Raw genomic sequence first — 23,083 nt, forward strand, 5'->3', positions numbered from 1 at the left:
CACAATGATCTTAGAAGTAAATTATTGAAAAAATTGACTTATCTTTAAAAGTAAAAATTCACCTATAATGATTGATTCCATTAAGAATAGGCATTGTTCACCCAATGTAGAATTGTAATTTTTGACTTTTGGACTTGTATTTTCTATTGGTATGCATATATCCCAGCGTTAATGTTGTATGATTAGAAATACATGAAAATTCTATGTTTCAATCAGTAATTTCATAAGAAACAATTAATATATGATCGTTAAAATGAAAATTAATCCCTTCGTTATTCTTGTATTTGCATCGCTGTGTTTGTTTATTTCATGTAGTGAAAAGCATAGTTTACCTGTAGCTGAAAATATTGAATTTGAACAGGTGTATATTCCGGTGATTCAGGGAGAAACAGCTACAATTGCTTACCTTAATTTTAATCTGGAAAAGGAGGAATATCTAAGGCAGCTTGAAGTGGAAATGGCTTCAGGAACGACTATTGAAAATGTGTCGGTAACTTTAGTAGGCGAGGAGGAGCAAGAAAAATTTATCAATGGGGTATACGATTCTAAAAGCCATTTATGGCGTTTGAAAGAAGAAATAGTCTTGGAGAAGGGGGAACAGCAATTGGCTATAAAAGTTACTATTCCGGAGGATGCAGACCTGAAAAGCAAGTTTTCGTTAAACATTCCTTTAATTGAAATAGGGAAGGAGAAATGCCTTCCGGATGGACTAGGAAACATCAAGCCTTGGCGGCCTGCCACAGCACTTAGGACAGCCAATGATGATGGGGTTGCAGCTTTTAGAATTCCAGGACTAGCAACCAGTAATAGCGGGGTTTTATTGGCAGTTTATGATGTGAGGCATGAGAATTCTTCTGACTTGCAAGGTGATATAGATGTCGGCCTGAGTAGAAGCCATGATGGAGGGATAACGTGGGAACCGATGCAGATTATTATGGATATGGGAGAATGGGGTGGATTGCCACAAAATCAGAATGGAATCGGAGACCCGGCTATATTGGTAGACAATGAGACAGGAGCCATTTATGTTGTGGCGCTTTGGATCCATGGAAAACCCGGTACAGCAGCTTGGAGAAGTTCAGAGCCGGGATTATCCCCTGAAAAAACCGGACAATTAATGCTGGTAAAGTCAGAAGATGATGGCAGGACATGGTCTTCACCGAGAAATATTACTCAACCAATGAAAGAAGCCTCCTGGCAATTGTTTTTCAATGGTCCCGGTAAAGGGATAAGTATGAAAAATGGGACGTTGGTTTTCGCTGCACAGTATAAAGATAAAGAACAAATTCCTCACAGTACTATCATCTTTAGTAAAGACCATGGAGAGACTTGGCAAGTAGGATCGGGTGCCAGGCCCAAAACCACAGAAGCACAGGTGGTGGAGTTGGAAGATGGTAGATTGATGTTGAATATGAGAGATGATAGAGGAGGTTCAAGGGCAATCTACACCACAGCGGATATGGGGAATAGCTGGCAAGAACATCCTACCAATAGAAGCGCTTTAATTGAACCTATCTGTATGGCGAGCTTAATAAAATTTGGTGAAGATCGATTATTCTTTTCTAATCCGGCAACCACTGAAGGACGATTCCATATTACCATTAAAGCCAGTAACGATGATGGCTTAACCTGGCCGGATAATCAACAAATCTTATTGGATGGACAAAAGGGGTGGGGATACAGTTGTTTGACTAAGATAAATGAAGAGGAAATAGGGGTTTTATATGAAAGTAGTCAAGCCCATATGACATTTCAAATTGTACCTATAGCAGAATTTAATGCATATAAATAGCTTTGTGATTCTATAATTATATGGGATCAGTATTTTAAATTGCCTTATTTCAATTTAAATTGGAAGTTGTTTAATTTATATGTAATGTGTCAGGATTAATTGCTTTAATTTTAGAAAAAATAAATTACTGTTTTTTTATTTATATAAATAGTTATATTTGAAAGTTGCGATTTTGTTATTAATCTTCGTAATTTTAAAATAGATAGCTGGTATTTATATATAATGAGTGGATAATCCAGATTTAGATTTTAATGTGTTTTTTGATTTATGTCCCCAATTACTGTGTATAGTGGGGTATGATGGTTATTTTAAAAAAGTTAACCCTTCTTTTCAAAAAGTTTTGGGTTATACCGAAGAGGAGTTAAAAGAGAAACCTATTGACTATTTTGTCCATCAAAAAGATAGAGATACCACTTACCAAATTCGTGAGAACTTAAAAAAGGAAAATCTTTAAATAATTTTGAAAACAGGTATGTCTCTAAGACTGGAGAAACTTTATGGCTTTCATGGACTTCAAAATTGATACCCGAAAAGGAATTGATTTTTGGTGTAGCAACACTCGTTAATCCCAAAAAAGAACTAGAGGCCAAAAGAAACGAACTAATTAAAGAGCTTACGATAACCAATGAAAAGCTTAAACAACTGACGATAACCATATCTCATGATTTGAGGTCTCCGGTGAATAATTTATTGGCAGTATTTAATTTTTTAGACAATGAAAAAATCCAAGATGAGGAAACTCTTGAATTGGTGGATTTACTTTATAAATCAACTTTAGGAATAAAATCACGGCTAGATGAATTTCTTTCATCCCTAAAAAAAGAGGAATTATTAGTTGTAAAGGTATCAAAAATTTACTTTCAGGATGTATTGGATCAATCTATCAATGGAATCAAATCTTTGATAAAAAATTCCAATGCCAAGATAATAACGGATTTTTCTGAGGCTCCTGAAATTCATTTTAACAGAAATTATTTGGAAAGTATTTTTCTAAACCTTATTTCCAACGCCATTAAATATACAAGACCTGACGTCAGCCCGGTAATCAAAATAAAGAGTTGTCAAAAATCCGGGGTTACGAAGCTTTCCGTAAAAGATAATGGGATAGGTTTTGATATGGGTAAGGTTGGAAAAAAATCTTTGGGTTTGATCAGAAATTCAGTGATAGTGAAGAAAGTCAGGGTATAGGTTTGTATCTGGTTCATAAACAGGTGACTACATTGGGAGGTACAATAGAACTTCGCAGCAAGTCAGACAATGGGTCGGAGTTCATTCTTACTTTCAAAAATTTAGAATAAGTGCACTTTTCGCCATTACTTTTTGATAATAAAACCTTTTCACTAGACTATTATTTTTAAATTAATTGGGTAAAATCGATTCATTTTCCTTTCTTTCCCGTTAAGCAATTAGCCTAGCATCCCCGTAATAGGCTTAAATATGGATTTTAATACTTATCGTTATCAAAAATGGCAAGTCAAATAGTAATTGTAGGAAATGGTATTTCGGGTGTTACCTGCGCTCGACATATTAGAAAAAATGACGATATGGCAAAAATCGTTATTGTCTCCGGTGAAACAGAACATTTTTTTCTAGAACAGCCCTTATGTATATTTATATGGGGCATATGAAGTATGAACATACCAAACCTTATGCTGATGATTTCTGGGAAAAAAACCGGATCGCACTTAAATTTGCATGGGTTAAGAGAGTGGATTTTTCAAATCGCCATTTGTGCTTTGATAATGGAGAAAAACTTGACTATGACAAGTTGATTCTTGCTACAGGTTCTAAACCAAACTATTTCGGTTGGCCGGGTCAAGATTTAAAAGGTGTGCAAGGTCTTTATAGCTATCAGGATCTTGAACAGATGGAAAATCGATCCAAAAAAATCTCACATGCTGTTATTGTAGGCGGTGGCCTGATTGGTGTAGAAATGGCTGAAATGTTTTCTACCAGAGAGATTCCCGTGACATTTTTAGTTAGAGAAAAAAATTTTTGGTCCAATGTACTTCCTCCGGAAGAGTCAAAGTTAGTAGGGCGACATATCAAAGAACATCATATTGACTTGAGATTTTCAACCGAATTATCTGAAATTCTAGATGATGGAAACGGAGAAGTTAAGGCAGTTAAAACCTCTTCAGGTGAACTCATTCCCTGTGAATTTGTGGGATTAACTGCCGGAGTCCGACCAAACATTGATTTTTTAAAGGGTTCTGAACTTGACACCAATAGGGGGATTGTGGTGAATAGAAAATTTGAAACAAATATTCCGGAGGTTTACGCCATTGGTGACTGTGTTGAATTTTCCGAGGCTCCCGGTCCTGATAGAAAGGTAATTGAGCAGGTTTGGTATACCGGGAGAATGCACGGTGAAACACTTGCTTATAATCTTACACATGATAAACAAGTGGAATATAAACCCGGGATTTGGTTCAATTCTGCTAAGTTTTTTGATATAGAATACCAAACCTATGGTTTTCTACCTAGTACCTGGAGCAAAGATAAATGGTCTTTTTATTGGGAAAATAAAGAAGGTAAAATAGCACTTAGATTGTTATTTGATGATAAAGAACGCATCCTGGCCGTCAATGCTTTTGATTGGAGGATGCGGCACGCTTTCTTCGATAAGGCGATAAAAGAAGCCTGGCATGCTGATAAGGTTCTTGAGAAGCTGGGGGAGGCAAGTTTTAATCCTGAGTTTTATGACAGTTACCATAGAGATGTGCTGAAATCGTACAATAAGGAAACGGGTAAAGCAGTAAGTCTGCCCAAAAAGTCAATGTTTCAAAAAATATTTGGTTAAAATTTATGAATATTCTACAGAAGATTGGAGTAATCCTTACCTTGATTGGGTTGCTGTTTTTTACGATCATCCCATTTTTAGGTGATTACAAATTGGATGAGGAAACAACCATAGAAAACACGAAAGAAATCCATACCGAGGCCATGGTAGAGGTGCTTCAACCCATGTTTGGTAAGTTGTATACCTCTAATATTGAATTTATAAGTTCCTTTAAAGAGCTCTTCAATTCCTATAATGAGGAATTAAAGGCCAATCAAGAGTGGGATAAAGTTATTTGGGATGATTACACATTCACCTTAACCAAGGCCGCATCATTGGGACCGGTCAATGATTATCCTTTACTTTACTTGATGGTTTCCATAGGGCTAACTGTAATTGGAGGATTGTTTTATATTTTACCTCTTTATCGGGGAAAGCCTTCAGGAATTAAAAATGATGGCATATTTTTCTCATCTATGATGGCTAGAGGTTGGTTAGGTATGCTTACAGGCTCGTATTTAATTTTATTTTATATTATCCTGTACTGGTTTCCGGAATACCTCACCAATTTGGTTTTGATGGTAGATCCATTGAGCCAAGCATTATCCGGCGGAGCAGCTAGCCAATGGTTTCTATATGGTTTTATATACTCATTGGCTATAGTAGTGATGGGACTTCGTATGTTTAGGAAATACAAAGGGAATAAATACCAAATGATCCGGACATCTTCTGTGATGTTTTTTCAATTGTCATTTGCCTTCTTACTTCCTGAAATTTTGGTATTGTTAAACAAGCCTTGGCATGACTTCAAAAATATTTGGCCGCTGGATTATTCATTTTTCTATGAGTATAGAATTGAAGGAATGTTGAATTCAGGTGCATTAGGAATGTTTATGCTTATCTTTGGCATATTATTGATTGTGGTTGGGGTCCCATTGTTTACCTACCTGTATGGAAAACGCTGGTACTGTAGTTGGGTATGTGGTTGTGGTGGGCTCGCAGAAACTTTAGGAGATCCTTACCGTCAACTTTCTGATAAATCGCTAAAATCCTGGCAAATTGAAAGGTACCTTATTCACGGGGTGTTGGTTTTTGCTGTTGTCATGACAGCTTTAACGATTATTAACTACTTTATGAGCTTTGAACTTTTGGGGCAAGCCACTGAGCAGATTCATTCTATTTATGGTTTTGCCATAGGTTCTATCTTTGCCGGAGTGGTTGGTACCGGATTTTATCCTTTTATGGGGAACCGAGTATGGTGTAGGTTTGGTTGTCCCTTAGCCGCCTATTTGGGAATGGTTCAAAGATTCAAGTCCAGATTTAGAATTACTACCAATGGAGGGCAATGTATCTCATGTGGAAATTGCTCTACCTATTGTGAAATGGGTATTGACGTTAGATGGTATGCGCAAAGGGGACAAAACATTGTTCGATCTTCCTGTGTGGGCTGTGGAGTATGTTCTGCGGTTTGTCCTAGAGGAGTATTGAAGTTGGAAAATGGAAAAGAAGAAGGTAGGATCAATGATATGCCCATTATCATTGGTAATGACTCAGTTAAAGCAAAAGTATAGAAATGTTAATTAATTTGTTTTTGGTAATATATGGTTTGGCCATGTGTTTTGTATTGTTTTATAGTTTTGCACAGGCCAATTTGTTATGGCATTTTTTCAAGTTTAAAGACCTCAAAATGCCAATGGCAACCATAAATGACAAGGGACTTCCTAAAGTTACTGTACAGCTGCCCATTTTCAATGAAAAGTATGTGGTCGAAAGACTGATTGAAGCCATTTCATCCATGCACTACCCCAAAGAAAAACTGGAAATTCAAGTTTTGGATGACAGCACTGATGAAACTGCTGACATCATTAAAAACTGTTTAAAAGCATTTCCTGAAGTAAACTTTAAATACTTACACAGGGAGAATAGACAGGGGTTTAAAGCCGGAGCTTTGAAAGAAGGATTGGAAGTTGCGGAAGGAGAGTTGATAGCCATATTTGATGCTGACTTTGTACCCGACCCTAATTTTTTATTGAAAACAGTTGGTCATTTTAAGGATGATAAAGTTGGTATGGTTCAGTCCAGGTGGGGCCATTTGAATGAAGACTATTCGCTTTTTACACGTTTACAGGCTTTTGCTTTAGATGCCCATTTTATGGTGGAACAGATGGGAAGAAACGCTCAAAAGGCTTTTATTAACTTTAATGGAACCGGAGGCATTTGGAGAAAATCTTGTATTTTGGATGCCGGAGATTGGCATGCGGATACACTTACAGAAGACCTTGATCTGAGTTATAGGGCGCAACAGAAAGGCTGGGAATTTATTTACCGACCGGATGTGGTATCTCCTGCAGAATTACCTCCGGTGATGTCTGCCATCAAATCACAGCAGTTTCGCTGGACCAAAGGCGGGGCAGAGTGTGCGAGAAAACATTTATGGCATGTGTTAAAGGGTACTTTTCCCTTAAAAGTGAAAATTCATGCAGCTGCTCATTTGCTAAACTCTACACTGTTTATCGCCATTTTATTGGTTAGCTTATCAAGCATTCCTGTTTGGTGGGGCTTCTATAAAGGTCTTATTCCTTTGGAATATTTTAAACTAGCGGCTTTCTTCCTTTTTGGTTTTGTGATCATTGCCTCTGTTTACTTTTTTGCCAATCTAAATCTTAGCCATTTCACTTTCAAAAGCTTCCTGAGGTTTTTGTGGGAGTTGCCGGTTTTCTTGGCTGTTTCCATGGGACTATCTGTTCACAATGCCCAAGCGGTATGGGAAGGCTTAACCGGTAAAAAATCACCATTTGTACGAACTCCAAAATACAATTTGGCAGTAAAGGGGAGTAATTGGGTAAGCAATACCTACAACCAATTGAAAATTCCTCCTACAGCTTATTTAGAAGCTATCTTGGCTATAGTATTCAGCGTCATGGTAGTGGTTTCAATTTATACAGGTACCTATGAGATGTTGGTATTTCACAGCATGCTTGCATTAGGCTTTAGCTTGGTAAGCATTGCCTCTTTTAAAAGTTATATGATCCATCGTTAACTTTTTGATTTGAACCCAAGACCTCCATTTATATGGTCCCCTTTATTTAATACATTTTATGTTAATTGATGTTATTATTCCGGCTTTTAATGAAGCAAATGCCGTAGGAAAGGTAATTGCTGAGATTCCGGCTTTTGTCCGAAATATTATTGTGGTAAATAACAACTCCAATGACGATACCCGCAAAGTAAGTTTAAATGCCGGAGCGATAGTTTTGGATGAACCCCAAAAAGGTTATGGCAAAGCCTGCCTAAAAGGTATTGCTTATCTGGAGGGATTAAAGCAATCACCTGATGTAGTGGTATTTTTAGATGCCGATTATAGTGATTACCCTGAGGAAATGGTAAATATTTTGGAGCCTATTTTTCAGGATAATGCGGACATGGTCATTGGTTCCAGGGCCAAGGGTAGTAGGGAATATGGGGCAATGACCTTACCGCAGGTTTTTGGAAATTGGTTGGCCACAAAATTGATGTTTAAGTTATTCAAAGCTGATTTCTCAGATTTAGGACCTTTTAGGGCCATCCGGTGGAACAAGCTAAAAGCCCTCAATATGCAGGATGAAGACTATGGATGGACCATAGAGATGCAAATCAAGGCTGTGAAAAATGGTTTATCTTACACGGAGGTACCTGTGAATTATAGGAAAAGAATTGGTGTTTCGAAGGTTAGTGGGACAATTAAAGGAGTATTTGGGGCGGGTTATAAAATTCTTTGGACCATTTGGAAGTACAGGTAAAATCCAGAATTGACTAGCAAGGAAATTGATTCATCTTGCTAGCGGAGGGTCTTGCCGATTTAAGATTAAACCCATGTGGATAATCTTATTGAGTTTAAATTTCGTTTGGAAGGATTAATAGAGGTCAATTCGTTTATTTTTATTAAATTAAACATAAAAGGTAGTCTTATGAAAACTAGTATAGCTGTATTCTTGATTTTTCTAGGTTTTGCTTGCAATAGACCACAAAGAGAAAATGTAGATTTTAAGGAGTGGGGTGATTATTGGTTTCAGGGAAAAGCTGAAATCAACAGTTATAAACTTACTCAATACCGGTATGGTGAAGCTAGAGAAGGGGAGGCCGTATTAATTTTTGTAACCGAAGATTTCTCCAGAAAGAAACATTTAAAATTGGATCATCCCAATGAAGCAGGAAGAGACAAGATTTCAGTGCTTAAAATGAATCAAACTAGGGAGTTTGTCACCGGGATTTATCCTTACCATATGATGTTGTCTGCTTTTACCCCCACCAAGGAAGCCTCTCAAGGATTGAAGTTTACCGCCAGCTCTCAAGAGTGGTGTGGGCAGTCTTTTACTCAGCTTAATTTAAAAAGTGGCAATGACTATAAGGGGGAGCTGTTTAGTTACTTTGAGGAAGAAGGTGAAAAGTCTTTTTCGATAGAAGGAATTGCTGAGGATGATTTATGGAACTTGATAAGGATAAATCCAAACCAAGTACCGAAAGGTAGTGTGATGATGATGCCTTCTCTCATCTATCAGCGCTTTACCCACAGCGATTTTATTGCTGAAGAAGTATTTATCCGTGCACTAGACATTAGTGAAAACAGAAGCCAACTTGAGGTGACCTATAGTTCGGGGAATCGTGTGTTGAAGATCAATTATGAAAAACAATTTCCCTATCAAATATTGGGTTGGGAAGAAGAACATACCAATAATAATGGTGATAAAGAGCTGACTAAGGCTGAGCGAAAAGGAACCAAGGTGATTGATTACTGGAATAGAAAAGCAATCGAAGATGAATTTCTACGAGATGAATTAAAACTAAATTAACATCTCACAAGCGTGTTGAAAAACTATTTCGTAATTATTATTTATGCCTTGGTGATTTTAGGAATGGGGTATTATTTTCCTCGTTCTGCTTTTGTACCGCAGCTTTTTTATTTGCTCTTGGCTTTTTATCCTACCTTTTATTGGTTTATCAAGTAAAAAAATAAATTATTCCTTTTTTTCGCTTGTTGCCTTGGCAATGGGTTTGCGTTTACTCTTAATTGGGGCAGAGCCTGTGCTATCTGATGATTTTTATAGGTATTTTTTGATGGCCAACTAGTAGGAAAAGGACTCAATCCTTATGCTGCATTGCCCGGAGATTGGTTTACAAATGGAATGTTAGAGAAGAATGTCTACTGGGAAATATTGTTGGATAAAATGAATTCCCCAATTATTACTCGGTATACCCCCTTTGCATCAGTTATTTTTTGGATGGCCACATGGGCTGGAGAGGACATTTTTCTGAATATTATTTCTTTAAGAAGTATATTACTTTTATTTGAGTTGATCAATTTATGGTTTATAAAAGAAATTTTATTCCGCTTGAAATTACCTGCTTACAAATTGGCTTGGTATGCTTTCAATCCATTGGTTATAATAGAACTCACAGGAAACCTTCACTTTGAAGGCATGGTTTTGACAGGTTTACTAATGACTTTGTACTTTTATTGCCAAAAGGATGAGAAAAATACGGCTTTAGGTTGGAGTATGGCTGTAGGAATCAAATTGAGCCCATTACTTACAGCCCCCATTTGGATTAATGCTTGGAAGAAAAGGAGCTTTGTGAAATTTTCCCTAATGACGATCATTTTATTACTCTTGTTTTTTGCTCCATTGCTCACAAGTGGTCATATTGAAAATTTTTATACCAGTTTTCGGCTTTACCAAAGTAGTTTCGAATTCAATGCTTCATTGTATTATTTGCTGAGATGGTTTTCTTGGTTTTTTATTGATTATAATCCTATTGGGACATTAGGTCCAAGTCTTAACATTCTAGCAACACTCAGCTTATTGGTCATTGGTGTCACCAATAAGGAAATCAACGCGGGTGGTTTGGCGAATAAAATGGTTTGGATGTATTTGGTTTTTCTGTTGCTCCAAACGACCGTGCATCCCTGGTACCTTATCCCTGCTTTAGGACTAAGTCTTTTTACTTCAAATTATATCTTTGTAGCATGGAGTGGATTAGTATTTTTGTCTTATCATGCCTATGCAGATGCGAGTTACCATGAAAACTACCTGATCTTGGCTTTGGAGTATTTGCTTTTATTGTCCTATTTAATTTATCATATATTTTTAAAGAGAAGGGAATTGCCGTTTCTTAATCAATAACATTAATGAATGGTTATATTATAAAGGAATTCATACAATGAATCCGGATGCTTTACCCGGATTAAGAAGGATTTTTGATAGCCTATACCTTGTTTAAGGGCAGTGTTACAATCGGAAAGCATATTTCGGGTTTTAATCTTCAATATGGGCTTTTAATCCGGGTTCATCATCAATTTTTTTAAGCAACTCCACTACATTATTTACTTTCAATTTTTTCATGATATTGAAACGATGGGTTTCTATGGTTCGAATACTCTTTCCAAGTTGAGCTGCAATTTCTTTATTACCAATGCCATTGGCAATCATTTTAAGGATTTGTTTTTCCCTTTTGGTGATGTCATAATCGTTGGCTATGGGTTTCTCCGGATTGGTTTTTTTAGTATTTATATTTAAGTAATTATTCACCAATACTTGGCTAATGTCTCCACTAAAATACTTTCCACCTTGATTGATGGTTTTTATGGCTTTCAAGAATTCTTCCTTACTAGTGTCTTTTAATAGGTATCCTGAGGCACCACATTCTATGGCTTGAAGAATATAGTCTTCGTCGTCATGCATAGATAAAATTAGAATTTTGATGGCATCAGGGTTTTTATTAAGTTCTCTTGTTGCCTCCAAACCATTCATTTCAGGCATTCGAATATCTATGATTAGCATGTCGGGATTTAATTTCTCAACAGCCACTATGGCTTCTTTTCCATTTGAAGCTTCACCTACAACTGTAATTTCTCCTTCATTTTCCAGAAGGTTTTTGATTCCGCTCCTGACCACCACATGGTCATCTGCTAAAACAACTTTTATTTTTTCCATTTTTAGGTTTATATTGTTTATTCTAAAGGGATATTTATGCTGATGGTAGTTCCTATACCTTCATTTGACTGAATTTCACAGTCACCATTGATGAAATTGGCCCGCTCTCTGATATTAAAAATTCCATGACCCGAAGTTGAAAAGTGTCCTTTTTCTTCCAATTTATCAATATCAAAACCTTTTCCATTGTCTGCAATTTCTAAGTTCAAATATTGTGAATTATGGGTAAGGGTAATTTTCACCTCGCTGGCCTCCGAATACTTGATGGCATTATTTACAGCCTCTTGACAAATGCGGTAAATGTTGTTTTCTATTTTTCCTTCCAATCGAGTCAGAAACCCGGTTTTATTTTCGAAAACCACTTTAAGGTCAGATATTTTGGTGATCTCACGAGCAAACTTGCTAAGAACAGGTACGATACCATAATCAGACAAGACGCTGGGAGTCAGGTTAAATGAAATCCTTCTTACTTCTCTGATAACATCTTTGAGTAAATCTTTTACGGTTTTTAATTTTTCCTTTTCCGCATTTATTTTGACAGAGTGAATGGCTTCCAAATTAAACTTCATGGCTGAAAGCATTTGTCCAATACCATCATGCATATCTCTGGAGATTCTCTTGCGTTCTTCCTCTTGGCCTTCCAAGATAAGGGCTGAACGAAACTGTTGCTCCTTTACCTTTTTTTCAATTTTTTCTTTATTTATTTCTCTGGAAATGGTCTCAGCTTCTTTTTTCTCAGTTTTGTCAGTACTAATCATCAGTACTTGATTTGGAATACCATGTTCATTCTGAGTAGGGATTAAATTTATTTTGAGCCAAACAAAGTCACCAACAGCATTGACCACCCTTATTTCACCCGTCCAAGGCTTATTGTTTAAGATCATTTTTTGTATGTTTTTCAAATAATCTTCACCATATCCTTGGTCCTGCATCCAACTAAAGATATTTGTAGGGCGTTCTTCTTCAAACTCCATGATGGAAATAAATTTTTCCGAAAAGTCTATAAATTCTCCATTAACTTCACATTTTGCATATAAGGTAAAATCTTCTACAGCCACTTCCACTTCTAAAAGATCCTGATAGGCTTGTTCCAATGAAGTATATAATGTACTAAGTTCTAGGGTAAGCTTTTTTGATTTTCTTTGAGATTTGTCTTGTTGCTCGAAAGTTTTTCGAATGGTTTTGGCGGAAGGTATAAAAACAAAGAATATCTCAAAAAAATGACAGCCAAAGACAGGATTAACAAAAGTCCTTCAATGTTTTTCAGGTTCAAAACCCTTACACTTGCCTCTTTGTCATACTGAAATACAATTTCATCCATCCCTCTAAGGAATGAGGCTTCATGTGAAATAATTACCTCTGTATTCTTTAATATTTGCCCTTTTGGACTGCCAATATTCTTTTTTAATAATTGAAGGATCTCTTTTGTGGCAACTACAATGGTGTTAAAATCAGGGTTGATTCGGTTAAATAATTCTTTGACTTCAGGACTGTTTTGCGTCTTTACACCTAGTGAATCTATACCTGATTGGAGGGTGAAGTGAACAGCTTTCCATTCCTTCAAAGCCTCTTCTAATTCCTTAACTGTTTTTAGGTCATTTGAAAAGGACGAGGGGTCGGTCAATAAGAGCGCACACTTACTGATTTTTTGGCTAAGCATCCTCTGCCTACCTGAAAGGTTAACGATCCGTGAATCATTTTCCTGCTCACTGATAAACTTCTGAACCAATATTTGGCTCAGAATGATACTAAGGGCAATTGCACTCAATGCCACAAGGTAATACTTACCTAGCTTCTTAAATTTTGGTTTTTTGGATGCATCCTGACTTTCCATAAGTGGTTTGGCTGCTTAAAAGTAAGTAAAACCACTTAAAATTCCCATCCAATATAAGAAAGAAATAAAAGGTTATCTGGATGACAGAATCAACCAAGTACACCGAAAATGATTTATGATAGACCAATGCTGTTCGTTAAATCTATTCCGTATTTTTACTTGGTTTGGTTCAAACGAAGTTGTAGGCTTAAAGTGATGGTGGTCCAAATAATTTATTATTCGGTAAACCCGATATAAACATATCCATTTTCAACTTTTACGGGATAGGTTGCAATATCACAATAGTCTCCATTTAAGTTTTTTCCGGTTTGAAGAGAAAATGTTTTTTTGTGGAAGGGGCAAGCGACTTTCGGTTCATTGCCTTCCGATCCTATCATTCCTCTAGACAATGCCATTTGCATTTTGTGAGGACAAAGGTTTTGACAGGCATACCATTCGTCGCGCCTACTAAACTTGTATATGGCAATTTGAAGGTCTTTGTATTTCACACAAGCACCACCATTTTCAGGAAAGGCAGAAACAGGTGCTGCCTTAAACCAAGTGGTGATTTGGGTATGATCTGTAGTTTTATACTTTTCCAGTAATGTTGTCGTTGTCATTTTTAAGAAATTAGATTTTGGAAGAAATTAGGTTTCAATTTGTGATTAATCACCAGTTTGTAGGTGCTTTTTGTCCTCGAACTTCATTGAAAGCTACTTGGGGATCCCCTTGGTCGTCGTTTACAAAATGTTGGAATTTTGCCCTAAGTATTGGATTGTTAACCACTTCTTTCCACTCACAAGCATAGGTTTCAATTTTAAAAGCCATTTCTCTCTCAAGTTCCTCTCCTATATTGAGTGAGTCGTTTACAACAACTTCCCTTAGGTAATCTATACCGCCTTCTAGTTTGTTTAACCAAGTTGATGTTCTGGTCAGAGGATCTGCTGTTCGGATATAAAACATCAGGTAACGGTCTATGTATTTTAAACAAGTAGCGCTATCCACATCATTGATTAAGAGTTTTGCATGCTGAGGCTTGGAACCCCCATTGCCTCCTACATAAAGGTTCCATCCTTTTTCTGTAGCTATAATACCAAAATCCTTGCTTTGGGCTTCAGCACATTCCCTGATGCAACCTGAAACGGCTCCTTTTAATTTATGGGGAGAGCGCAGGCCTCGGTACCTTTCTTCCACCTCAATAGCAAAGGAGACAGCATCTTGAACGCCATATCGACACCAAGTAGAGCCTACGCAACTTTTTACTGTTCTCAGTGATTTACCATAGGCATGACCACTTTCAAATCCAGCATCAATTAACTCTTCCCAAATATCCGGAAGTTGATCTACCCTCGCACCAAACATGTCAATGCGTTGACCACCGGTGATTTTTGTATAAAGCCCATATTTTTTAGCCACCTGAGCGATAACCATTAATTTATCAGGAGTAATTTCTCCACCGGGAACCCTTGGCACCACAGAATAGGTTCCTCCTTTTTGAATATTGGCCAAAAACCGGTCATTGGTGTCCTGTATGGTGTCCTGCTTTGTAATGAGTTCATTCCAAGTACTTGCAAGGATAGAGGCCACAGCAGGTTTACAGGTTTCACAGCCATCACCTGTTCCTAATTGATCCAAAAGCTCTTCATAAGATTTGATTTCCTTAATTTTTACTAGGTCCAAAAGTTCCTGTCGGGAATATTCAAAATGCTCACAAAGCGTGTTTTTCACCTGTTTCCCCATGGCTTTTAATTGGCTCTTCAAAAGATCATTTACCATTGGAATACAGCCCCCGCAGCCTGTTCCGGCTTTGGTGCACGCTTTTATTTCATCTAATTTTGTAAGGCCTTCTTCTTCAATAATTTTACATAGTGATCCTTTGGTGACATTTTCACATGAACAAATTTGGGCTTCAGATGGAAGGTCGCTTACACCGGCACCCGATGATTCTTTTCCTCCTCGTGAACCGAGAATGAGGTCTTCAGGATTAGGGGGTAATGGCATACTATTTTGGGTCATCTGTAAGAGCATGCCGTAGCCAGACGCCTCACCTACCAATATTCCGCCTAGCAAGCGTTTGCCATCCAAAGAAATATTGATTCTTTTATATTCACCTGAAATTTTATTTTGGTATACAATTGGAGTGGAAGGTTCATTTGTCCCAAAAGGATCACCAAAACTGGCTACATCAATGCCTATGAGTTTAAGTTTGGTAGACATATCATAGCCCAGAAAAGGCTTGACCTTTTTTCGGTAAGCTGATTGACAACTTGAGTAGCCATCTCGTAACCTGGAGCAACAAGCCCATAGATCATGTTTTGTATCGAAGCCACCTCACCTATAGCAAAAATATCCTTGTCTTCAACTGTTTGGAGGTATTCATTCACTATCACTCCTCCGCGTTCCGCATAAGAGAGGCCACAGGTTTTTGCCAATTCGTCACGTGGTTTAATTCCTGCAGAAATAACCAACATCTCTATAGGCAGTTCCGAACCATCTGTAAAATCTAATCCTGATAATTTCCCGTTTCCCTTGATCTGTCGGGTATTTTTGTTAAGATGAATACTAATACCTAAATCTTCAAGCTTTGACTTGAGTAGGGAAGCACCTGCTTCATCCAGTTGCCTCGGCATTAAACGGGGAGCAAATTCTACTACATGCGTTTCTAAACCCATGTCCCTTACGGCCTTGGCTGCTTCAAGTCCCAAAAGTCCTCCCCCAATAACTGCTGCTTTTTTGACATTTTTGCCATAATCTATGATGGCCTCAAGGTCTTCTAAGGTTCGGTATACAAAAACTCCTTTTTTCTCCACCCCTTTAATAGGAGGGACCATTGCCCCTGATCCCGTGGCAAGAATTAATTTGTCATAAGAGACCTCTGTCCCTAAATGACTGATTACTTTCTTTTCTTGCCTATTGATCTCTACTATTAGTTCATTTCTTCGTAAAAGGATGTGATTTTCTTCATACCAGGATGAAGGGGCCAACAATAGATCTTCAGCAGTGGATCCAGTGAAATAATCACTTAAATGAACCCTGTCATAGGCAGGCCAATGCTCTTCCCCAAAAACAGTGATTTTAAAAGCCTTTTCAGGATCAGCTTGAATAAGTTTTTCACAAAACTTATATCCTACCATGCCATTTCCGATTACTACTATCTTTGTCATACTGGTTTTTTTAACGGTGGAAGATTGCCTTTCTAAGTAGTTTCTTATTCGTATTTCATTTAAATCAAGTGCTAAGTTAAAAGTAAATTTTTAAAATACGTATAAATACGTAAAAAATTACTTAAATTTGTTTTAGTAAATAAGTAATATAACTGAATGAATATGAGCTTAGCCAGATTATCCATAGTGGGAGCAGGACCGGGAGATCCTGAATTGATCACCTTAAAAGCCATAAAGGCATTAGAAAGTGCAGATGTGGTTTTGTATGACGCCTTGGCCAATGAGGCTTTATTGGATCATGCTCCGGAAAGCAGCTTAAAGATCTTTGTAGGAAAAAGAGCCGGCAAACATTCTTACAAGCAAGAAGAAATAAATAGCATGATCGTCAACTGGGCAAAAACCGGAAGTCATGTGGTAAGACTCAAAGGAGGAGATCCTTATGTATTTGGGCGTGGACATGAAGAACTTGAATATGCTGAGAAACACGGGATTGAAACAACTTATATTCCCGGGATCAGCAGTGCCATGGCCGTCCCAGGCCTTGCTGGAGTCCCCTTACAAAAAGAAGAGTCAATGAAAGTTTTTGGGTTGTAACAGGGACGTTAAAAGACCATGGTACGGCAAATGATCTATACCTTGCTGCTCAATCTTCTGCCACAGTAATTATATTAATGGGAATGAAGAAACTTACTGAGATTGTAAAACTTTTTGCTGAATACCGAGGCAGTGATGAACCCATTTGTTTGATCCAAAATGGAAGTAAAGCAGAAGAGCGGTTTTTATCCGGAGATTTAAAAAGCATACTTCCCTTACAAGAAACGGCCCGTTTAAAGGCTCCCGCAGTAATTGTAATAGGAAAAGTGGTGGAAGAAAGGAAACTCAAGGAAAAGCTTGTTCAAGAAATGAGGCTGGTTGAATGAAATAAAATGGTGCATCACAGTTGATGGACTATGGTTTAGATTTTCAACGGTTGGACTGATATGCAATGTTTTACCTGATCAATGGTTAGCCCTACTATTGTGGACCGAACTGACTTTAAAATCAGTTAATTCATTGCTACTATGGATCTGACCAGAGCTATGCTAGGCTAAAATCTCCAAATAGCCAGATTTTTCTGCGATTCCAGCCCTTATGACAAATGGGATTACCTAATGTTGGGGGCCACAATAAAATAATAGAACTATATTATAACATGGGATGGATTTAGTCCTTTGTTCCTAATTCCTGCCTTACGGAAAGTAAGGATAAATCGGCTAATAGTAATTTTAGCTGTTAATAAACTTGAATGCAGATTTGGGGCTGTCACATATTGGACAAGTATAATTATCCGGTAATTTAATAAAAGAGGTATAGGGCTCGATATCTGATTCCGGGTCCCCGTATTTTTCATCGAAGACAGAAAGGCAGTTTTTACATTGGTATTTTTTATTTATTTTCTTTACTTCTGAAGCTTTAGGGTCCGTATATTCTTGCGTTTTTTGCAGTTCTAGTTGGTCATAATATTTATAACTAAGTTCAATTAATAAAGGAGGAAGGGTTTCTAGAGGAACCTGTTTTACAAAGTAAAGGTATTCAGAAAGATTTGGATTGAACTTTTTTGAATAAAGGATATTAAATGTGTCCGGGTCATTTTCTTTTTCTTTTATAGCTTTTTCTATGGCCACGGTTGTAAACAAGGACATGGGCTTTGTCTTAATGGAAAAGCTGAGCCCATAAGTACTTATGTCCTGCTTGTCTAAGGCACGGACGAGGTAATTTTTTGTTCAAGGGCTTCCTCATCAAGTACCGGTACGTGCCAGTTTAACTCAATGGAGCTGTGTCTTATGTTTATACCATATTTACCTAGTAATTTTTCCCAACTGAGCCTGTCTTTTTCAGCTATTCCTTTTACAATCAGAGATTTCCAAGGTGTTAAACATATTTTTCCAATATTGGTTTTGATGCATAGTTGACAAAGGGCGATTAAAAAGGCTATTGAAAATTTATTGTTTCTCCAGTAAAGGCCCAGCCAATACTTGCCACCAACAATCCTATTCATGCCTTCATAATAGGGAGTGGTCCCTTCAGGATAATCCAATTCCTGCTCCATCTTTTGTAGGTCCGGTTGAGCATTACTCATGACCTTCTGATAGATTTCCTCATATTTCAAGTTCCCTTCAAAAGGAGCTAAAGCTTCTATTTCTTTGGCCACTTTTGCTAGGTCATAGCCATAAATTAACTCGGGAGCACACCATGGTTTGGTATCGACCTTGGAGAAATTTAAATACAAATACCAATAATTTTCAATAGGTGAGGCCACAAAGTTTATATTGCCGGTAAAAAGTGGCACAAGACTTTGAACAGGATCCGTAATGTTTATTTTTAGCTTGGGTTTGTAATCAAAAGTGTCTAATACATAGTGGTAGGTATGTGAGGCAAGCCAATGGGTAGTAGGCATTACATCCACTGCCGGATAGGAGGAGACAATATTGTGATACTCTTCTCCGTCAGTGTCATAAGGAGTGTCGATCGAGTTAAACGTTTGGTTAAGGGATTTAAGGTTTTTGTTTTCCAAAGGGAATAATACATCCTGACGGGAACCTAAGTGAATATAGCTGGTACCGAGAGCCTGGACTGTTTGGATCATTTTTAAAAAATCACCCGGAGAGATGATTCCTCCTTTGACAAATACTCTGACTAAGTCTGCTTTTTGCATTTTGGTTTAAGTTTTTTGACCATAGAAGTGTTCATTTTGGTCCCTGAACAATTTAATATGGTGTGATATTCATTTGATCCCGGTAGTATAGGACCAGAGATGTGAAGCTGATAACTGTTTTCTCTTTATAGTTTAACTTATCTGTAAGTTTTCGGCTTTCAATCAATGATGAAGGTAATTTTTTTCTACCTATATACCGAATTGTAGGGCCATAATCGTTTATACTTGAATGGTAGCCATTCGTGCTTCATCTAAGATTTCTTTGACCTCAGGTTTGCAGCTTCCACATCCCAAGCCAGCACCGGTTTGCTGGCAAAGTGCCCTAAATTCTTTGCATCCCGATTGGATGGCTTTTGTAATATTTCCCTTACCAACTTGACCACATGAGCAAACCACTTCCCCGATGACTTCTTCTTTGGTGGAACTTCCTCTTAGAAGTTCCTGCCTTTTACTGGACAATTCAGTTTTTTCTTCAATTAATTTTTTGAATTCAGCAAATTCAGATTTATCTCCCATTAAGATTGCCCCCACCAGTCGATCTTTGAAAACAATGCATTTTTTATAAAAAGTTTGAGCCGTATCTATTAAAAGAATTTCCTCGTAACCCTCTGCATTGGCAGGTTTCTCAGGTATGCCTATGGAGCAGAGGTCAAGGTCTGCAAATTTCAAAATGTTCATTGGAACACTTCCTTTATAGGTACTGAGTAAATCGCCGTTAATGAATCTGGAAGCGGTATCTGCTTGAGATTCCGCAGCGGCTGTTATCCCATTGAGCTTCCCTTTGTGTTCAGCAATTTCTCCCATGGCAAAAATATCAGGGTCACTGGTCTGTAGGTAGTCGTTTACTTTAATTCCTCTACCACAAATTAGTCCTGCCGATTTACCCAGCTCTATATTTGGCCGAGTTCCGATGGCATATACTATCGCATTGCAAGCGATACTCTGCCCACTTTTGAGGTTTGCAGTAATATTTTTATTGTCACCATGTGACTCTAGCAAAGATAATTGATTGTTCATAAACAACTGAACGCCCATTTCTTCCAGTCTTTCTCTTAATAGTGAACTTGCCATAGGATCCAATTGCCTTTCCATTAAGCGTGAACCCAATTGGACAATGGTCACTTGCATGTCAATTTCTCTAAGTGCCGCGGCCAGTTCCAAACCCAACAAACCTCCTCCTGCAATAAGTACATGGCCTTTATAGTTTAAGTATTTTTTAAGGTCGTCTGCATCTTTTCTATTTCGCATGGTAAATACCCCTGGCAGGTGCATAGGGGCGTCCGGTGGTACGAAAGCCCTGCTACCGGTAGCCAATATTAGGGTTCCGTAATGATGAACTTTACCTTTTTCATCTGTGACTGTTTTGTTGGATCTGTCAATGGATTCTATGCCATTTTCCACATACAGTTTAATGTTAAGCTTGTCCATGGCGGCAGGGGATTTGAATTTTAACAAATCATTCCAATTTTTATGAGCATTTACATAATCAGGGAGTAGGACCCTGTTGTAAAATGGATGCTTTTCTTTAGAGAATACATGGATTTCGTCCTTCTGATTGAATTCCCTATAAGTATTAATGAAGCGATAGGCAGCTGCCCCGGCCCCTATTATCACTATTTTTTGTTTCACAGTTTTATACAAGGCCACCTGTACTACCGAATATTTAAAATCGGGTTGCTTGGAAACCGGATCCAATGAGTTCCCGGTTAAATTATTGGCTCTGGCAAAATCATTTCCTAATATTTTACCCCAATGCATGGGGATAAAGACCATACCTTTTTTAATCTTGTCGGTTATTTGTGCATGCACCCTAACTTCACCTCTAAGACCGGATACCAATACGGTGTCCCCTTCCTTTACCCCCGTACTTTTGCATCATCGGGGTGAATTTCTAGAAAAGGACTGGGGATATGGCTGTTTAATTTGTTGACTTTCCCGGTTCTTGTCATGGTGTGCCATTGGTCTCGAATCCTTCCTGTGGTTAAAATTAATGGGAATTCAGGAGTGGTTTTTTCATAACTGTTTTTGAGTCCGGACGTTAAAATTTGCGCGCGGTTATTTGGTGTATAAAATTTACGGTCTGTAAATAAGCGCTTAGTGCCTCCCTGGGTCTTATTTAAAAATGGCCATTGCACGGTGCCTTGGTGTTTTAGATAGTCATAATCTAAACCGGAAATATCAATATTAGTGTTTTTGGTCAACTGGCAATATTCGGCATAAACTTCTGCCATATTGTTGAACTCGAAACCTGAAAACTTCATTTTTTTGGCAAACTGAATCAAGATTTCGGCATCGGGAAGTGCTTCTCCAGGAGGGGATTTAAATTGGCTGAGGTGACTTATTCGTCTTTCCGAATTGGTCATGGTACCTTCCTTCTCTCCCCAGCCTGCAGCAGGAAGTACAAGGTCAGCATATGGTATGGTTTCATTCTTGTTAGAAATATCCTGAACAACCACAAATCTAGCTTTTTTAAGGGCATTTTCTACTTTTCTAGCTTCAGGCATACTTACCAACGGGTTGGTACAAATAACCCATATTGCTTTTATCGAACCATCTTCTAGGCCTTCAAATATTTGTGTAGCAGTTTTTCCAGGATTGGGTGAAATTTTATCCACACCCCAAAAGTCAGCCACCTCCTTTCGGTGTTCAGGATTGTTTAAATTGCGATGACAAGCCAACAAAGTAGCCATGCCACCTACTTCCCGTCCACCCATTGCATTGGGTTGCCCTGTCAAACTAAATGGGCCCGCTCCAGGTTTTCCAATATTGCCTGTGATTAAATTCAGGTCGATCAATGCGAGGTTTTTATTCACTCCATCGGCACTTTGATTAAGGCCCATGGTCCAAAGGGAAAGGAATGCCTTGGCATTTCCAATATAAGAGGCAGCCAGTTTTATTTCTTCTATAGACACCCCACAAATTTCTGAAGCCTCTTTTAAAGTAGTTGTCATTACCTGATCCCTATAGGCATCAAATCCATCCGTGTGGTTTTTAATAAACGATAGGTCTATGTCACCTTGTTCAATAATGCACCTACCAATGGCCAAGAAAAGTATTTCATCCGTTCCCGGGTTGAGTTGAAGGTGGAGGTCAGCGATAGAGCAACTTTGGGTGGCACGTGGATCTGCGACAATAATTTTTACCTCAGGGTTTTCTTCTTTATGTTGCTCAATTCTTCTCCATAGAATGGGATGGCACCAAGCAGGGTTAGCACCTGCCACAAAAAACAGTCTGCCAATTCAATGTCCTCATAGGAGATGGGTACGCTATCTTCTCCAAGTGTTTTAATGTAACCCATAACTGCAGAACTCATGCAAAGGCGAGAGTTGGTGTCAATATTGTTGGTTTTCAAAAACCCTTGGTAAGCTTATTGACAAGGTAATATTCTTCAGTTAAACATTGACCGGAAACGTAGAAGGCGACAGCGTCCGGGCCATGCTTGGCAATGATGGATTTAAAAACGGCACTTGCCCGTTCCAATGCTGTGTCCCATTCAACTTTTTCCAAAGGGTGGGATTTTCCCCAACGCATCTGAGGCTGTAATAAACGGTCAGAATCATCTGCTACAACATAGTTTAAATTCATTCCCTTTGAACAAAGCATGCCCTTGTTTACAGGATTATCCGGGTCTCCTTTAAGGCTGATTTGACCTTTCTTATCTTTTTTTACAATGAGCCCACAACCTACACCACAATAGGAGCAGGTACTTTTATAACTTAATTCTTCCTGAGTTGACATAGATGGCGATTGAATTTTGCTTTTTATTCTAGGGCTGGTCCTTTAATTTTAAAATACTTTAGAAAGGACCAAAACAAGTGGTTGACATTAAGCATTTAATTAATGAAGATTTTTGAAGTAAGGACATTTCT

15 protein-coding genes and 4 pseudogenes are annotated in these 23,083 nt (G+C 38.0%); 11 read left to right on the forward strand and 8 right to left on the reverse strand.

Annotation, left to right across the window (positions count from 1 at the left end; all coding sequences use genetic code 11):
* The first annotated feature begins 241 nt into the window (after positions 1-241).
* The 10 genes and pseudogenes from WG932_RS01520 to WG932_RS01565 all read left to right on the forward strand — a co-directional run.
* On the forward strand, positions 242-1,792 hold the full coding sequence (locus WG932_RS01520) for a sialidase family protein (protein ID WP_483086685.1): 1,551 nt from the start codon (positions 242-244) through the stop codon (positions 1,790-1,792).
* 226 nt (positions 1,793-2,018) lie between these two features.
* Positions 2,019-2,246 carry a PAS domain-containing protein gene (locus WG932_RS01525; RefSeq protein WP_483086686.1) on the forward strand — a complete coding sequence of 76 codons (228 nt, stop codon included), beginning with the start codon at positions 2,019-2,021 and terminating at the stop codon, positions 2,244-2,246.
* 65 nt (positions 2,247-2,311) lie between these two features.
* Entirely contained in the window at positions 2,312-2,980 is a 669-nt protein-coding gene (locus tag WG932_RS01530) for a sensor histidine kinase (RefSeq protein WP_483086687.1), read from the forward strand.
* Positions 2,981-2,982: 2 nt separating this feature from the next.
* Entirely contained in the window at positions 2,983-3,090 is a 108-nt protein-coding gene (locus WG932_RS01535; protein ID WP_483086688.1) for a hypothetical protein, read from the forward strand.
* Between the two features lie 305 nt (positions 3,091-3,395).
* On the forward strand, positions 3,396-4,595 hold the full coding sequence (locus tag WG932_RS01540; RefSeq protein ID WP_483086689.1) for an NAD(P)/FAD-dependent oxidoreductase: 1,200 nt from the start codon (positions 3,396-3,398) through the stop codon (positions 4,593-4,595).
* Positions 4,596-4,600: 5 nt separating this feature from the next.
* Entirely contained in the window at positions 4,601-6,145 is a 1,545-nt protein-coding gene (locus WG932_RS01545) for a 4Fe-4S binding protein (protein WP_483086690.1), read from the forward strand.
* Positions 6,146-6,147: 2 nt separating this feature from the next.
* The gene (locus tag WG932_RS01550) at positions 6,148-7,614 is read left to right on the forward strand and encodes a cellulose synthase family protein (protein WP_483086691.1); all 1,467 of its coding nucleotides are present in this window, start codon (positions 6,148-6,150) and stop codon (positions 7,612-7,614) included.
* A gap of 58 nt (positions 7,615-7,672) precedes the next feature.
* Positions 7,673-8,353: a glycosyltransferase family 2 protein gene (locus tag WG932_RS01555; RefSeq protein ID WP_014021736.1), complete on the forward strand. Its 681-nt coding sequence runs from the start codon at positions 7,673-7,675 to the stop codon at positions 8,351-8,353.
* A gap of 168 nt (positions 8,354-8,521) precedes the next feature.
* Complete coding sequence (locus WG932_RS01560) at positions 8,522-9,403, forward strand: hypothetical protein (RefSeq protein ID WP_339677612.1); 882 nt, start codon at positions 8,522-8,524, stop codon at positions 9,401-9,403.
* 276 nt (positions 9,404-9,679) lie between these two features.
* A pseudogene (locus WG932_RS01565) lies at positions 9,680-10,732 on the forward strand (MptA/MptB family glycosyltransferase); the annotation flags it as partial.
* A gap of 132 nt (positions 10,733-10,864) precedes the next feature.
* On the opposite strand, the gene WG932_RS01570 reads toward WG932_RS01565, so the two are convergent.
* The 5 genes and pseudogenes from WG932_RS01570 to nirB all read right to left on the reverse strand — a co-directional run bounded on the left by WG932_RS01570 (position 10,865) and on the right by nirB (position 16,519).
* Entirely contained in the window at positions 10,865-11,542 is a 678-nt protein-coding gene (locus tag WG932_RS01570; protein WP_014021739.1) for a response regulator, read from the reverse strand.
* 17 nt (positions 11,543-11,559) lie between these two features.
* Positions 11,560-12,636: a PAS domain-containing sensor histidine kinase gene (locus WG932_RS01575; protein ID WP_483086692.1), complete on the reverse strand. Its 1,077-nt coding sequence runs from the start codon at positions 12,634-12,636 to the stop codon at positions 11,560-11,562.
* A 23-nt stretch (positions 12,637-12,659) separates the two neighbouring features.
* Positions 12,660-13,376 (reverse strand): type IV pili methyl-accepting chemotaxis transducer N-terminal domain-containing protein, encoded by a 717-nt coding sequence (locus tag WG932_RS01580; protein ID WP_483086693.1) that lies wholly within the window; start codon positions 13,374-13,376, stop codon positions 12,660-12,662.
* A 215-nt stretch (positions 13,377-13,591) separates the two neighbouring features.
* A complete protein-coding gene (gene nirD, locus WG932_RS01585) occupies positions 13,592-13,975 on the reverse strand; it encodes a nitrite reductase small subunit NirD (protein WP_014021741.1) in 384 nt (127 codons plus the stop codon).
* Between the two features lie 49 nt (positions 13,976-14,024).
* Positions 14,025-16,519 (reverse strand): annotated as a pseudogene (gene nirB / locus WG932_RS01590) (nitrite reductase large subunit NirB).
* Positions 16,520-16,681: 162 nt separating this feature from the next.
* On the opposite strand from nirB, the pseudogene cobA reads away from it, so the two are divergent.
* Positions 16,682-17,439, forward strand: a pseudogene (gene cobA / locus WG932_RS01595) (uroporphyrinogen-III C-methyltransferase).
* Positions 17,440-17,784: 345 nt separating this feature from the next.
* On the opposite strand, the gene WG932_RS01600 reads toward cobA, so the two are convergent.
* The 3 genes and pseudogenes from WG932_RS01600 to WG932_RS01610 all read right to left on the reverse strand — a co-directional run bounded on the left by WG932_RS01600 (position 17,785) and on the right by WG932_RS01610 (position 22,952).
* Complete coding sequence (locus WG932_RS01600) at positions 17,785-18,201, reverse strand: rubredoxin (protein WP_483086694.1); 417 nt, start codon at positions 18,199-18,201, stop codon at positions 17,785-17,787.
* 53 nt (positions 18,202-18,254) lie between these two features.
* The gene (locus WG932_RS01605; RefSeq protein WP_483086695.1) at positions 18,255-19,214 is read right to left on the reverse strand and encodes a hypothetical protein; all 960 of its coding nucleotides are present in this window, start codon (positions 19,212-19,214) and stop codon (positions 18,255-18,257) included.
* 219 nt (positions 19,215-19,433) lie between these two features.
* Positions 19,434-22,952, reverse strand: a pseudogene (locus tag WG932_RS01610) (molybdopterin-dependent oxidoreductase).
* Positions 22,953-23,083 lie beyond the last annotated feature (131 nt).

This window comes from Cyclobacterium sp. SOCE241, assembly GCF_056867545.1.

What these genes read in the sequence shown, in the direction of transcription:
- WG932_RS01520 (WP_483086685.1), top strand. Translation starts at nt 242, where the DNA reads ATGATCGTTAAAATGAAAATTAATCCCTTCGTTATTCTTGTATTTGCA.
- WG932_RS01540 (WP_483086689.1), top strand. Translation starts at nt 3,396, where the DNA reads ATGTATATTTATATGGGGCATATGAAGTATGAACATACCAAACCTTAT.
- WG932_RS01545 (WP_483086690.1), top strand. Translation starts at nt 4,601, where the DNA reads ATGAATATTCTACAGAAGATTGGAGTAATCCTTACCTTGATTGGGTTG.
- WG932_RS01550 (WP_483086691.1), top strand. Translation starts at nt 6,148, where the DNA reads ATGTTAATTAATTTGTTTTTGGTAATATATGGTTTGGCCATGTGTTTT.
- WG932_RS01555 (WP_014021736.1), top strand. Translation starts at nt 7,673, where the DNA reads ATGTTAATTGATGTTATTATTCCGGCTTTTAATGAAGCAAATGCCGTA.
- WG932_RS01560 (WP_339677612.1), top strand. Translation starts at nt 8,522, where the DNA reads ATGAAAACTAGTATAGCTGTATTCTTGATTTTTCTAGGTTTTGCTTGC.
- WG932_RS01570 (WP_014021739.1), bottom strand. Translation starts at nt 11,542, where the DNA reads ATGGAAAAAATAAAAGTTGTTTTAGCAGATGACCATGTGGTGGTCAGG.
- WG932_RS01580 (WP_483086693.1), bottom strand. Translation starts at nt 13,376, where the DNA reads ATGGAAAGTCAGGATGCATCCAAAAAACCAAAATTTAAGAAGCTAGGT.
- nirD (WP_014021741.1), bottom strand. Translation starts at nt 13,975, where the DNA reads ATGACAACGACAACATTACTGGAAAAGTATAAAACTACAGATCATACC.
- WG932_RS01600 (WP_483086694.1), bottom strand. Translation starts at nt 18,201, where the DNA reads ATGTCCTTGTTTACAACCGTGGCCATAGAAAAAGCTATAAAAGAAAAA.
- WG932_RS01605 (WP_483086695.1), bottom strand. Translation starts at nt 19,214, where the DNA reads ATGCAAAAAGCAGACTTAGTCAGAGTATTTGTCAAAGGAGGAATCATC.